Here is a 14,202-nt window from a genome sequence, read left to right as displayed (position 1 = left end):
ATGCAGACGAAAAGAATAAGAATCAACGACACGGCCTATTTTGATACGTATTTACTTCATAATTCTAAGGAATATAATCGTGGTAAGAAACGACCGATCGTTATTGTCTGTCCGGGTGGCGGCTATGCCTTTACCAGTGACAGAGAAGCGGAAGTGATTGCACTGAAATTCAATAGTATCGGTTTGAATAGTGTTGTTCTATGGTATACAACAGGTGATAAGGTAAAAAATATTCCTGATAACGCTTTGATCGAAGCGGCTCAAACAGTCAATTATATTCGTGAACGAACGGAGGAGTGGTTGATAGATGAAGAGAATGTACTAATTTGCGGTTTTTCAGCAGGAGGGCATTTGGCTTTACAGCTGGCAACACGCTGGAATGATTTGAATCTAGCTGAAAGAGTTGGTGTTTCAAGTGAACGCTTGAAGATTGATTTAGCCATTGTCGGCTATCCGTTGGTTTATCAGGAAAAAGCATTTTCAATAGATGATTTTGGGTTTGGCGCATCGCTGATTTCACAACCGTTGACTGCCAATGAACGATTTTTCGGAGAAAGGGAACCCTCAGAGGAAGCGATAAGTACTCTAAATATTCTCACCCATATCGATGAACAGACACCACCGATGTTCATTTGGCATACGACAGAAGACAAGCTAGTAGAAGTAGCTCATTCGTTGCAATTGGGACAGGCTTTAAATGAAGCGGCTATCCCTTTTGAAATGCATGTGTTTGAAAAAGGTGAGCATGGGTTAGCTTTAGGGGATCGAACGACAGCAAGAAAACCCAGTCATTTGAATAACCATGTCGCAAAATGGTTTGAGTTATGTGAGGGCTGGCTGCGGCCATATATCGATCATGAAAATAAAGAAAGGAGTGCGTGTGATGAAACTAGAAATCAGCGCGAATAATCGTACCTTACTTCGTGAAGGCGAGCATTTTTTCTATCTGGCAGATACTTGCTGGAGTGCTTTTACCAGTATTAAGGAAGAAGAGTGGCTCGTTTACCTAAAGAAAAGACAGTCACAGGGCTTCAATACATTGCAGATCAATATTCTACCGCAATGGGATCGCAGTCACGGTGCATTTGATTTGCTGCCTTTCCAACAAAAAAATGGCTGCTATGATTTTTCTGTCTGGGAGGACCGATACTTTGAACGAGCTCAAACACTTTGTCGAATCGCACAAGAGCATGGCTTTACCTTGGCATTAGTTGTCTTGTGGTCAAACTATGTCTCAGGAACTTGGGCCAGTGAGCTGGATAAAGGAAAGAACATCCTTCCAAAAGAAAACCGTCAACAGTATTTTGAGAAAGTGATTGCAACCTTTGATTCCTTCGATCCTATCTACTTTATTGGAGGAGACACAGACTTTCCAACACAGGCGACCATTGATACCTATTTGGAGGCGTTTGATTTTTTTGAAAAGCATTCAGTCAATACTTTGAAAACGATTCATATAAAAGGACGTTTACAGGAAATACCGGAGGAAATCATCAAACATTTAGATTTTTATCTGTATCAGTCCGGCCATAATAGTTCTTTTCCGAATATTCCCTATGTACTTGCGGAGCATTTTTATCAGTTGGGACGACAGCGACCCATCATCAATTCGGAGCCTTGCTATGAGCAAATGGGCTTTGCAAGACAAGTGTATGGACGATTCAGCCAAAGAGATGTTCGGAAAGCAGCATGGCAGTCTGTCTTGTCCGGTGGTTGTGCAGGAATTACCTATGGCGCCCATGGGATTTGGAGCTGGCATAGAGATTCAGCCGTCTTTGCTGAAGATATCGGGGAAGCGTTTGACAGTCCGATGGCTTGGCAGGAAGCCTTACAATTTCCCGGAGCCAATGATTATGGATTTATGAAGCAGTTATTTGATTTATTGCATATCGAAAATCTAGCACCTTGTAATGAACAGCTGGTAAAAGGGGATGAGCAGATTCGTCTGGCGAAAACAGCCAACGACACACATTACCTTATCTATATCCCAAGTAATACAACGATCAAGCTTAGTGTTGATCTATCTGAGTATCAGCTCACATTGATCGACTTGAAAGAAAATCGTTTATTGAAGCCATGCTACGAAGTTACAGGAAATGAAACGTTGTTTAGAGCACACTGTTGTTTGGAAGATGTCCTGATTATTGCACAGAAATAAGGAGTGAAAAAAATGGATAAATATATGGATAATGTTTTAGCTTTTGCGGATAAAATCTCGAATAATAGATATTTAAAAGCTATTTCGAATGGTTTGATGGCCACCTTGCCAATCAACATCATTGGATCGATCGCATTACTGCTGGCTGTACTGCCGATTGAAGGCTGGAAGAACTTCATCACGTCCATCAATCTTGGCGGCTACCTTTCTGTCGGCTATAGTATGACTGTGGGTGTTATCTCAGTGTACGCCGCTTTTCTGGTGGGCCACCGTTTGGCAACAGAGTTCAATCAATCTGCTGTACCGGCAGGAATCGTTTCGTTGTTTGCCTTTTTGATGATGACCCCTTTGACGACGTTAGAGGAAACAACAACATTGGATATGAGTAAGCTAGGTGCTGAAGGCTTATTTACAGCGATGATCTGTGGACTTGTTTTTGCCCGAATTTATTGCCTGATTTTGGAAAAAAATATTTCGATCAAGATGCCAGCCGGTGTTCCGCAGTTTGTGACGGATACGTTTGCCGGTTTGATTCCAGCCATCATTGTCGGGTTTATTGCAATCATCATCAGCTGGTTATTCAGCTTTACGGCGTATGGCTCCTTCTCAGATTTTGTGTATCAGCTGTTGGCTTCTCCATTGCAAAGCTTGTCTTCCAGCGTAGGCTCATTGGTTTTCATCGTCTTGATTCAAATGGTTCTGTGGTTCTTTGGAATCCATGGTTCATTGGTTGTTGGAAGTTTCATCACAGCGTTGTATCTACCGATGGATGTTCAAAATATGGATGCATTAGCATCAGGTGTCGCTCGTTCAGAGCTGCCGAACATCTTGAGCAAATCCTTCTATGATTTGTTTGCCGGTATCGGAGGAGCAGGAGGTACCCTGTCTCTGATCATTGTGATTTTATTGTTGGCGAAGTCGAAGCAGTCAAGAACAGTCGCCAATCTAAGTGCTGTACCAGGAATGTTCACCATCAATGAACCAATGATTTTCGGATTGCCGCTGATTTTGAACCCGATTATGGCGATTCCATTCATTTTGACACCACTTGTTCAGACCTTAGTTGCTTATCTGGCGATTTGGAGTGGCTTGTTCCCTAGATTGAGTGGTATTCAAGTACCATTCGGCACACCGATTTTTTTGAACGGCTTTTTAGCAGGCGGTTGGCAAATTGCCTTACTGCAAATCATTTGTGTATTGGCAGGCTGTCTGTTGTATCTGCCATTTGTAAAAGTCATGGATAAGGAGAAAGTAAAAAGTGAAGAGCAGGCAGAAGCGATGGAAGCGGCTGAAACAGAAGGCGGCAAGCTGACTGCTGATGGGGAAACAGTATAAGGAAAAATAGAGAGTTGCTAAAAATAGCCAAAAAACACATTGGACAAGAACTATTGTCCAGTGTGTTTTTCTATTGAAACTGGTATACGGGTAAAGTTCCTTTATTGTTTTTTAGTCACTTATGGCGATCAGTCAGCAAAATCTGTTGAGGCTGCCAACTCGGTTTGTGTCTTGAAATCAGCAACTCTTTTTTCCAATGCAACGATCGTACTGTCTAACGCCTGTGATCCTAATACTAGCCGTAATGGTGCAGGTGTGATCGAGGCACTTTCTATAATACGAGCAGCCATTTTTTTAGGATCTCCTGCCGCAAGTCCATTAGTAGGGTCAAGCATGGATAAGAAAGAATGAGCTGGAGTATTGTCATACTCGGATATCAACTGAGCCACCTGTGCACTTCCATAGCGAAATTCTGTTCTGGCTCCACCGGGTTCTACGATCGTCAAGCCGACACCAAAGGGGGCTAACTCCTGAGCGACTGCTTCGCAGAAGCCTTCGATCCCCCATTTGGTTGCATGATAAAGGGAGTTGCCGGCGAATGCGACCTGCCCGCCATAAGAGGAAAGCTGGATGATTCGTCCTGCTCGATTTTTTCGCATAGATGGGATGATTGCTCGAATGAACTGAATCGATCCTGTCAAATTCGTGGCGATGATTTGCTCGATTTGTTCATTAGATAATTCCTCGGCAGCACCGAATAGTCCGTATCCGGCATTACTTACAGCTGCATCGATCGTACCGTGTGCTTGGATGATTCGTTGTACTAGCTCTTCTATTGAAGGGACATCAGTGACATCTAAAAATTCGCAATAGAAGGTATCCGGGTATTGCGTCAGCAAGTCTTGCACATTTTTATCTTGTCGCACAGTCCCAATGACTTTTTCTCCTTTTTCCAATAGCTGCTTGGTCATTTCTAAACCAAAGCCGCTGCTTATACCTGTAATCAACCATGTCTGTTGTGTCATATTCTTTGTCCTCCTCGTTGGTTTTTATCTGCCTAAATCATAATCCTTTGAGTAAACTCCAAGTCAATAAAAAAATGAAAAGAATTTCCTGTCTCACTGTGTTCAGTCATTTTTTATATAAAGGAAGCTAGATACTTGCACAATAAAACAACCGTTGAATGTACCCAATGTCAAAAAGTCAAAGCTTGTAACTGCTCCCTATTGGAAATACAATAAGGGAGTGCAGCGTGACGCTCAAGTCAAGCAGTTCTAAGGATAAAAGAAATAATACATAGCATGTCACAGCTGCTTTTTTTATGAACGAGTAAAAAGTGTCCATTGCAACGGTCACTTTTAAGTGAAGCGTTTTCTAAACTATCGGTTATGATAAAACTATCAAAGGAGGGATAGCTGTGAGTTCAAAAAAAGACCGCGAACAAAAGCTATTGCTGTTTCTCTCGAAAAACCAAGAGTATGTGACGTCAGAGGAACTGGCAGAGATGCTGGCTACTTCTCAGAAGACAGTCTACCGTTTAGTGAAAAAAATAAACGATGATTATTCCGACGGCATGCTTATCTTATCTGAGAAGGGAAGAGGATATAAGCTAGATAACGAAAAATTTATTGGACAAAATAGGATTCAGCTCAGCAAAAAAAGCCACTTTTCACCTGCTGAACGACGCAACCGCATCATGGAGGAGCTATTGCTTTCTTCACCCAAAGCTAAAAATGTCTATGATCTGTACGAGGAATACTATGTAGGAGAAAGTGTCATTTTCAACGATGAACAATACATCAGTGAACAGCTACAGAAATACAGCTTGCGTTTAGAAAGAAAAAAGCGAACCGTCGCTATCAAAGGAGAAGAAGCCGATATCAGAAAGGCAATTTCTGATCGGATTCAGATGCTGAACATTATTGATATTGATGATTTGCGGACCAATGAAGACCTGAATTTCAATAATTACGATGTATTATTTATTTTGGAACAGCTGAGACACATGGAAAAGCAACTGGAGATTACGATTCCGTATCCTTACAACGTGAATATTTTCTCTCATTTGTATATTCTGATCAGCCGTTCGAGAAAGGTCGGTAGTGCGACCTTATCTGAACGAAGTAAAAATTGGTTTGAAGAGTTGAAAAACGGTGAAAAGGATTTGCCACTGTATAAGGTTGCCAAAGCGACGATTCGAAATATAGAGAAGTATCTGATGGAGGAAATGCCGGAAAGTGAGACACATTACTTGTATCAATACTTGGTTTCTTCCAGAATGCAGGGCAGCTTTGGTCGAATCACCAGCTTTTCACCGGAGGTCATGACCATCACTCAGCTTTATCTGGATGAGATGGCCGTTCGCTTGAATATTCCAATCAAAAATGAATCGATTTTCCTTGATTTGGCGAATCATATCAAGCCGATGCTGAATCGTCTGCGACATGGAATCAAGGTGAAAAATAGCTTGCTTAGTCAGATAAAAATGACCTATGACACGATCTTTTTCCAAGTAGAGCAGGTATCTGCAGTGATCAGTGACAAGTTCAAGCTACCGCCTATCAATGAAGACGAAAATGGCTTTATTACGTTATACTTTGCTCGAATCATTGAGACGAATCAGCTGCCGATCCGAACAGTCATCATGTGTACGACTGGCGTTGGTACATCTGAATTGCTGAAGGTAAAGGTGGAGAGAAAATTTCCGGAGCTGGAGATCGTTGATGTACTGGCGTCCAGAGATGCAAAGAACTTTTCTGATAAATACCCGGATGTAGCCTTGATTTTATCGACGATCATGCTTAGTGATGCGATCCCAATTCCGTATTTATTAGTGAGTGCGATGTTTACTGCGGATGACCAGAACAGACTACAGAAGAAAATCGAGGAGATTTACAATGAACGATAAATTTATTCAGGTTTTTTTAGATAGTAGGGTCAGCAGTAAAGCGGAGCTGTTTCATTTTATTGCAGGTCAGGCGAATGGGGTAGAGCAAGAGCTGTTGACAGAGCTTTTGGTCAACAGAGAAACGGTAGGAAGTACATTGATTGCAGATCAGATCATCTTGCCTCATTTAGAAAGTGACAAGGTTGAAAAGAGTCAAATCCTATTTATTTCATTAGAAGAACCGATTGATTGGGATGAAGCAACGGGAAAAGTTAAGCTGGCAATTGCCATTCTTCTAAAGTCTGATGAGGAACAGGAAATCAAACAACAAATCACTCGGTTTACACGAACATTAGCCGATGAAGAGTATCTTGAAGATTTAGCAAATGAAAAAGAACTTGCGTCGTTTTACAAAAAAATAAGAGAATTTTAGAGGAGGAAACAACATGAAAATAGTTGGAGTAGCAGCGTGTACAGTAGGAATCGCACACACATATATTGCGCAGGAAAAATTAGAGAATGCAGCCAAAAAGGCCGGCTTTGAGATGAAGGTGGAAACACAAGGAACGATCGGCATCGAGAATGAATTGACACAGGAAGAAATCGATCAGGCAGACATCGTGATTTTGGCAGTAGATGTAAAAATCTCCGGTCGTGAACGTTTTGATGATAAACGTGTGATTCAGGTGCCGACAGAGGTCGCTGTAAAATCACCGAATAAACTGATCGAAAAGGCAAAGGAAGTTGTCGAACAGGGATAAAGAGCCGAGTAGAGGAGAATGAAGAATGGAAGTACAAGATATCGTTGATTTGAATACAGTAAAAACGAAGATGAATGCGAAGACAAAAGACGAAGCTTTGCATGAGCTGGCGAATGAACTATTGGTAAATGGCTATATCTCAGAGATAGATGGATTTATCAAAGATATTTATGCACGTGAAGCAGAAGGGCAGACGGGAATCGGCAACTATATTGCTATCCCTCACGGTAAAAGTGCTTTTGTCGATAAAATTGGTGTAGCGATCGGTATCTCAAAAGAAGAAATTCCTTGGGAATCGCTGGACGGCAACGGGGTAAAAGGGATCATCCTTTTTGCTGTCGGAAATGACAATGAAGGGGCGAACAGTCATTTGAAGCTTTTGGCATTATTTGCGAGAAAGCTTGGAAATGATGAGGTCGTCAGCAATCTGCTCCACGCAGAAAAACCAGAGGATGTTGTTACTGCTTTTTCTTAAGAATGCAGTGAATCAACTGTACCTATGTGGACTGGCGCTGAGTAACAAATGCTGAAACAGTGTCAGAAAATACATGGGATAAACGATCATGAAATCGGATCGTTGGAAAGTATCGATCCTGCTAGAAGAGAGCTTCTGTTTGTCGACGAATAAACGAGGCTTAAGTATTGATCTATCGGCTGAAGGCTGCAGATTTCGGTCGTTGATCAAAGCAACAGAACGAAGCAGATCGATTGAAAGAAACATTGTTGAACACAGGACTAGGAGGATATAAGAATGAAAAAAATAAAAGAATTGAATTTGAAGGGGCATTTATTGACAGCGATTTCCTATTTGATTCCGATTGTCTGCGGTGCCGGATTTTTGATTGCCATTGGTATGGCATTTGGTGGTACTAGTCAAGGACAGCTGGTTCAAGGGGAATTCTCGATTTGGGATGCCTTGGCAACTATGGGTGGCGCTGGATTAGGGCTGCTTCCAGTAGTTATCGCGACAGGTATTTCCTTTTCTATTGGTGGAAAACCTGGGATCGCACCAGGCTTCATCATCGGCTTGACAGCAAATGCCATTGGTGCCGGATTTATTGGCGGAATCTTAGGCGGTTATCTGGCTGGTTATCTTGTAATAGCAATTTTAAACTATGTAAAGGTTCCAAACTGGGCCAAAGGCTTGATGCCGACACTGATCATTCCATTTATTTCATCGATTTTAGGTGGCTTGATCATGGTTTACATCATTGGTGCACCGATTGCTGGGCTGACTTCTCTATTGACGAACTTCTTAGATGGGTTGGGTAACTCTTCTCTGTTGATTTTTGGTGGAGTCATTGGTCTATTGAGTGGTGTCGATTATGGCGGACCGATCAACAAAACAGTATTCGCCTTTGTTTTGACAATGCAGGCAGAAGGGCTGAATGGACCGATCACTGCATTACAATTGGTCAATACAGCAACACCGATCGGCTTTGGTTTAGCTTATTTCATCGCTAAGCTATTTGGCAAAAATATCTATACCAAAGTGGAAGTTGAAACCTTGAAATCCGCAGTACCAATGGGTGTCATCAACATTGTTGAAGGCGTTATCCCGTTAGTAATGAATGATATCGTTCGAGGAGTCGTAGCAACTGCAATCGGTGGTTTTGCCGGTGGTGCTACAACAATGATTCTTGGTGCAGATGCAACAGTACCATTCGGTGGTGTTCTAATGATTCCAACGATGTCTAAGCCATGGGCAGGTGTCATTGCAATAGTGGTCAATGTGATCGTTACAGCTCTTGTTTTAGCCGTTATCAAGAAGAATGTTTCCGCGGAAGATATGGAGAATATCGTAGAGAAAGAAGAAGAAGACATCAATTTGGACGATATCCAAATCTTTTAAGAGGTTGTGACTAAGGTGCTCAGCTTTAAGCACTTGTAGGACCTAAACTGTGACGAGTTGCCAACGCGCCTAATTGAAACGCGTTTGTATCGAGAATCGAAGGATAAACGACTCGCAGATACAAGAAACTTTTGATAGAAGTAAGAAAGTGGAATGGTATGTGCAACGACAATCCAATGAATTTGTACAAATTCATTTCCTAACAGGAGTTAACTGTGCTCAGCGAGAATAAATAAGTCGGAAATTCCGAAAATGACAAGAAACACGGAATGTACCATTCCGATGTTGATTGATTCCTACTTGGTGTTTCGAAAATTTTTGTGAATTTTCGATTTATTGTCGAAGAGCCTTGAAACATAGTGGTTTACCACTGGTGCTTAGCGGACATCGACACAGCTCGCTGCTAGTAGCTGTTTTGAGGACACTGTTTAAACCAAAGAACAATGAATCGATTATCGAAAGATCAGGGAAACACGAAAAAAATTTAACAGTAAGAAGCGAGGACGAACATGAATAAAGTAGAATTTTCCCCATCATTGATGACGATGGACTTAGATAAGTTTAAAGAACAAATCACCTTTTTGAATGATCATGTCGATTCATACCATATCGATATCATGGACGGACATTATGTGCCGAATATCACACTATCTCCTTGGTTTATCGAGGAACTTCGTAAAATAACGACTTTGCCAATGTCCGCACATTTGATGGTGACAAATCCAAGTATGTGGGTACAGCAGTTGATCGATTTAAACTGTGAATGGATTTGTATGCATGCAGAAGTGTTGGATGGTCTGGCATTCCGACTAATCGATCAGATCCATGATGCAGGCTTGAAGGCTGGGATCGTATTGAATCCGGAAACACCGATCGAAGCGATTTTCCCTTATATCGAATTAGTGGATAAAATCACGATCATGACAATCGATCCGGGTTTTGCCGGACAACGCTTCATAGAGAGTACGCTAGATAAAATCGTTGCATTGAGAGAGCTGCGTGAAGAAAAAGACTATAATTATGTGATCGAGATGGATGGTTCTTCCAACCGGAAATCCTTCAAACGAATCGATGCAGCCGGTCCGGATATTTATATCGTAGGGCGCAGTGGGTTGTTCGGGCTAGACGAGAATATTTCAAAAGCTTGGGCGATCATGGTCAAGGATTACGAGGAAATGACAGGGAAATTAGTGAAATAGACCAGCTGATTAATGGAAAAAATGAGGTAGGTGTTCATCAGCTGACAAAAAAATAAATGATGGGGCAGATACTGTTTCTTCAGAATAGAGCTGTATGGAGAGGAAAACCAAAGAGTAGAGCTCGTGATTTCCGAAGGAGCGTATGTTGCCCCGATTGTTTTTATGGAGGAAAATTATGTTTGATACAATTGACGAACTAGGAGTTAATACACTACGAACATTAAGCATTGATGCGATCCAAGCTGCTAATTCTGGTCATCCTGGGCTGCCTATGGGAGCAGCTCCAATCGCTTATGCTTTATGGACCAAGCACTTGAAAGTGAACCCGAAGACTTCAACGAAATGGGTCGATCGGGACCGTTTTGTTTTATCGGCTGGACATGGCTCGGCTTTGCTTTATAGTTTGCTGTACTGCTCAGGGTATAATGTCACAATGGAGGATTTAAAAAGCTTCCGTCAATGGGGGAGTAAAACACCTGGGCATCCGGAGGTTCATCATACGGATGGCGTTGAAGCTACGACTGGACCATTGGGGCAAGGAATCGCAATGGCTGTCGGTATGGCAATGGCTGAAGCGCATTTAGCTGCAACCTATAACAGACAAAATCATGCGATTATCGATCATCACACCTATGCGTTATGTGGTGATGGCGATTTGATGGAAGGCGTTTCTCAGGAGGCGGCTTCAATGGCAGGACATATGAAGCTAGGAAAGCTGGTCGTTCTTTATGATTCTAATGATATTTCATTGGATGGGCCGACGTCTAAAGCCTTTACTGAGAATGTAGGGGGACGATTTGAAGCGTATGGGTGGCAGCATATCCTTGTAAAGGATGGCAACAACCTTGAAGCTATTTCAAAAGCGATCGAGGCAGCTAAGGCTGAAACGGAGAAGCCGACATTGATCGAGGTAAAAACTGTTATTGGCTATGGCGCACCAAATCAAGGGACATCAGCGGTTCATGGAGCACCCTTGGGGGCTGAAGGGATTTCAACAGCGAAAGCGACCTATGGCTGGGAGCAACCGGCGTTCTCAGTGCCGGAAGCGGCGAAGCAGCGCTTCACTGAGACTATGATCGAAGAAGGGGAGCGAGCGGAAGCAGCTTGGCGGGAGCGGTTCAACGCGTATGCAGAGGAGTATCCTGAGCTGGCACAGCAGATCACTCAAGCGTTTTCCGGAGAGCTTCCTGCTGATTGGGCGGCTGAATTACCTCACTATGAAGTAGGCACTAGCCAGGCCAGTCGGGTTTCCAGTAAAGAAATGATTCAGGCGTTATCAAAAGCTGTTCCTTATTTTTGGGGTGGCTCTGCCGATCTTTCAGGCTCGAACAATACGATGGTCGCAGCAGAAAAGGATTTTGAGCCCGGACGATATGAAGGACGCAACATTTGGTTTGGTGTTCGTGAGTTTGCGATGGCTGCAGCAATGAATGGGATTCAGCTGCATGGTGGCACAAAAGTGTATGGCGGAACATTTTTCGTGTTTACAGATTACTTGCGTCCAGCTGTTCGTCTGTCCGCGCTTCAGCAGGCTCCAGTAGTTTATGTTTTGACTCATGATTCAGTTGCAGTAGGAGAGGATGGACCTACTCATGAGCCAATCGAGCAATTGGCGAGCTTGCGGTGTATGCCGAATGTACAGGTCATTCGTCCTGCTGATGGCAATGAAACTAGAGCAGCATGGAGGATTGCGATGAAAACTGCTGACAAGCCAACTGTATTGGTTCTGAGTCGTCAGAATCTTCCTGTTATTGAAGGAACGAATGAAGCTGCTGATGTGACTGTCGAAAAAGGCGGGTATGTGATTTCATCTCAAAAAGGTGAGATGCCGGAAGGGATTTTGATTGCTACCGGTTCAGAAGTCACTTTGGCGATCGAGACACAAAAAGCATTGGCAAAAGAAGGCAAAGATGTTTCTGTCGTTTCTTTACCAAGCTTTGATTTATTTGAGAAACAGCCTGACAGTTATAAAGAAGCTGTACTTCCAAAAGCTGTCAAAAAGCGTGTATCCATTGAGATGGCATCTGGCTTTGGCTGGGAACGTTATGTCGGTAGTGAAGGGGCGATTATATCGATTGATCGCTTTGGTACTAGTGCACCAGGGGATACGATCATTAAAGAGTACGGCTTTACTGTGGAGATGGTAAAAGCTGCTTATAATAAAATTATATAAAATGAAAAAATACTATCACAGAACTAACTGTGGTGGTATTTTTTTCGAGTATAACTAGTTGCAGTTTTTTTCGAAAGAATGATATTTTTGTTACGTAAGAAAATATCTGTTTGTTATAGCTATAAAACATGATAGAATGGCAATGAAGAGAGTAGTTGAAAGGAGAAGCGATGAACGATAAGAGAAAAAAACTGTTGGCGAAGGTAGCTTATCTTTATTATGTCGATAATAAAACACAAGCTGAAATTTCAAAAATGTTGGGTATTTATCGAACAACGATCAGCCGCATGCTGGCTCAGGCGAAGCGAGAAGGCATCGTAAAAATCGATATTTTAGGATTTGACTCCACTCTTTTTGCTTTAGAAGAATATTTTAGAAAAAAATATGATTTACTCCATGTTGATATCTCGATGAATAATCAATATGACACTGAGGACGCGAAGAATGAGGCCTTGGCTGATTCGGCAGCTGATTTTATTCGAGCTATCATTACGGATAATCAAAAGGTTGGTATCTCATGGGGCTCTACTTTAAGTAAAATGATTGAAAAGCTGGAAAGTAGGCACGTAGAAAATACCATCTTTTTTCCTTTAGCGGGAGGCCCAAGTCACATCAATTCAAGGTATCACGTAAATACATTAGTCTATGAGATGGCCAGAAAATTTTATGGCAAGAGTTCTTTTGTAAACGCAACGGTCGTACAAGAATCAGAAAAGCTGGCACAGGGAATCCTTCAGTCCAAGTATTTTGAAGATACGCTTGAGTATTGGCAAACTCTGGATGTCGCTATAGTTGGTGTAGGTGGCAGCTTGGATGAAAGCGATAGCCAATGGCGGGATTTGTTAACAAAAGAGGATTACTATATTTTAGAAAGGGAGCAGGCTATTGGTGAATGCTCCTGTCGCTTTTTTGATCGCGAAGGCAATCTAGTTCACAGCGAGCTGCAAAAGAGGACGATCGGAATATCGTTGGAAAAAATAGCTCAGGTTTCAAAATCTGTGGCTATAGCTAGAGGTTCTAAAAAAGCCCAAGCTCTACTAGCAATGATTCGAAAAAAGTACATTAATTGTTTGGTGAGCGATAGGGAAACAATCATTGAAATATTGCAGCTAGATAATGACTACTCATTTTAAAAAGCACTGTCGATCATTCGTCACCATAGTATCTATGGTCGAATGATCAACAGTGCTTTTTTTGTTCTATTAAACCCACTTCTCTCTACGAAAATAAACAGTTTTCTAGCTTCTGAATTTTCCTAAAAATTGTTTTAGTCAATTGATTGTAATGCAGAGCACAAGTGTGCAAAGCAGAAATTTCTGGAAAAATCTCAAACTAGCACGAATGTGCATTTTTCTAGTTAGTTTCACAAAAGGCGTTGACGAAATCGCTTTCAAATGATAATTTTTTACTTACGAAAGACGTTAAAAATCTTTCGAAAGAATGTCAGGAGGTTTTTTTATGAAGAGAAGTATAAAGGTTAGAAAAATTTTTGCTGCAATCACAGATATGTTTATTTTTTCTATCTTTGTTCGAATCATACTTTATGGCTGTTTACAGCTAGGAGTCAGTTCAGAAATTTCTTTTTTTGCAGGCTTGATGATTGGTGGTTCGATCAATTATATCTTGGTTCCGTTCTATCTAAACAAACAAACCTTAGGTATGAAAATGAACGGTCTTGTTTATAGCTTTGTGAAAAGTAGCACTAGCCAACAGGTCATTGTATTAGTTTTGCGCTTTTTCTCGCAATTATTACTGAATATTGTACTTTTAGGTATCCCATTGGCTGTAAATCTATTTTTTCTTATCTGGAGAAAAGATGGTGCGACCATTGGAGACCAGTTGTTTTCACGAGTAATGATCAATCAGGAGTCAAAATGATTTATAGAAAGGGATGGAA

Annotated in this window: 13 protein-coding genes; 12 read left to right on the top strand and 1 reads right to left on the bottom strand. The window is 41.7% G+C overall.

Going from position 1 to position 14,202, the window contains the following annotated elements:
- The 3 genes from A5888_RS04510 to A5888_RS04500 are packed head-to-tail and all read left to right on the top strand — an operon-like array spanning position 1 to position 3,493.
- Positions 1 to 909: an alpha/beta hydrolase gene (locus tag A5888_RS04510; protein ID WP_086348017.1), complete on the top strand. Its 909-nt coding sequence runs from the start codon at positions 1 to 3 to the stop codon at positions 907 to 909.
- Positions 884 to 2,158, top strand: coding sequence for a DUF4038 domain-containing protein (locus tag A5888_RS04505; RefSeq protein ID WP_086348016.1), 1,275 nt, complete (start codon positions 884 to 886; stop codon positions 2,156 to 2,158). The genes A5888_RS04510 and A5888_RS04505 overlap by 26 nt, the downstream gene beginning before the upstream one ends.
- A 12-nt stretch (positions 2,159 to 2,170) precedes the next feature.
- Positions 2,171 to 3,493: a PTS sugar transporter subunit IIC gene (locus A5888_RS04500; RefSeq protein WP_086348015.1), complete on the top strand. Its 1,323-nt coding sequence runs from the start codon at positions 2,171 to 2,173 to the stop codon at positions 3,491 to 3,493.
- A 128-nt stretch (positions 3,494 to 3,621) separates the two neighbouring features.
- Here the strand turns inward: A5888_RS04500 and A5888_RS04495 are convergent, their stop codons facing one another.
- Positions 3,622 to 4,458, bottom strand: coding sequence for an SDR family oxidoreductase (locus tag A5888_RS04495; RefSeq protein WP_086348014.1), 837 nt, complete (start codon positions 4,456 to 4,458; stop codon positions 3,622 to 3,624).
- Positions 4,459 to 4,850: 392 nt separating this feature from the next.
- Here A5888_RS04495 and A5888_RS04490 point away from each other — a divergent pair, with 392 nt between their 5' ends.
- The 9 genes from A5888_RS04490 (at position 4,851) to A5888_RS04450 (ending at position 14,183) form a co-directional block, all read left to right on the top strand.
- Positions 4,851 to 6,341, top strand: coding sequence for a BglG family transcription antiterminator (locus A5888_RS04490; RefSeq protein WP_086348013.1), 1,491 nt, complete (start codon positions 4,851 to 4,853; stop codon positions 6,339 to 6,341).
- The gene (locus A5888_RS04485; protein WP_086348012.1) at positions 6,331 to 6,753 is read left to right on the top strand and encodes a PTS sugar transporter subunit IIA; all 423 of its coding nucleotides are present in this window, start codon (positions 6,331 to 6,333) and stop codon (positions 6,751 to 6,753) included. The genes A5888_RS04490 and A5888_RS04485 overlap by 11 nt, the downstream gene beginning before the upstream one ends.
- A gap of 13 nt (positions 6,754 to 6,766) precedes the next feature.
- Entirely contained in the window at positions 6,767 to 7,081 is a 315-nt protein-coding gene (locus A5888_RS04480; protein WP_086348011.1) for a PTS fructose transporter subunit IIB, read from the top strand.
- A gap of 25 nt (positions 7,082 to 7,106) precedes the next feature.
- A complete protein-coding gene (locus A5888_RS04475; RefSeq protein WP_086348010.1) occupies positions 7,107 to 7,556 on the top strand; it encodes a fructose PTS transporter subunit IIA in 450 nt (149 codons plus the stop codon).
- Between the two features lie 276 nt (positions 7,557 to 7,832).
- The gene (locus tag A5888_RS04470) at positions 7,833 to 8,933 is read left to right on the top strand and encodes a PTS fructose transporter subunit IIC (protein ID WP_086348009.1); all 1,101 of its coding nucleotides are present in this window, start codon (positions 7,833 to 7,835) and stop codon (positions 8,931 to 8,933) included.
- 509 nt (positions 8,934 to 9,442) lie between these two features.
- The gene (gene alsE / locus A5888_RS04465; RefSeq protein WP_086348008.1) at positions 9,443 to 10,132 is read left to right on the top strand and encodes a D-allulose 6-phosphate 3-epimerase; all 690 of its coding nucleotides are present in this window, start codon (positions 9,443 to 9,445) and stop codon (positions 10,130 to 10,132) included.
- A 175-nt stretch (positions 10,133 to 10,307) separates the two neighbouring features.
- Entirely contained in the window at positions 10,308 to 12,305 is a 1,998-nt protein-coding gene (gene tkt / locus A5888_RS04460) for a transketolase (protein WP_086348007.1), read from the top strand.
- Between the two features lie 170 nt (positions 12,306 to 12,475).
- The gene (locus A5888_RS04455) at positions 12,476 to 13,438 is read left to right on the top strand and encodes a sugar-binding transcriptional regulator (RefSeq protein ID WP_339101956.1); all 963 of its coding nucleotides are present in this window, start codon (positions 12,476 to 12,478) and stop codon (positions 13,436 to 13,438) included.
- A gap of 325 nt (positions 13,439 to 13,763) precedes the next feature.
- Positions 13,764 to 14,183 (top strand): hypothetical protein, encoded by a 420-nt coding sequence (locus tag A5888_RS04450; protein ID WP_086348006.1) that lies wholly within the window; start codon positions 13,764 to 13,766, stop codon positions 14,181 to 14,183.
- The last annotated feature ends 19 nt before the right edge of the window (positions 14,184 to 14,202 follow it).

The organism is Enterococcus sp. 9E7_DIV0242 (assembly GCF_002140975.2).
GTDB lineage: Bacteria > Bacillota > Bacilli > Lactobacillales > Enterococcaceae > Enterococcus_L > Enterococcus_L clewellii.
Note: the sequence above shows the minus strand (reverse complement) of the source record. Positions and strands in the feature narration are given on the sequence as shown.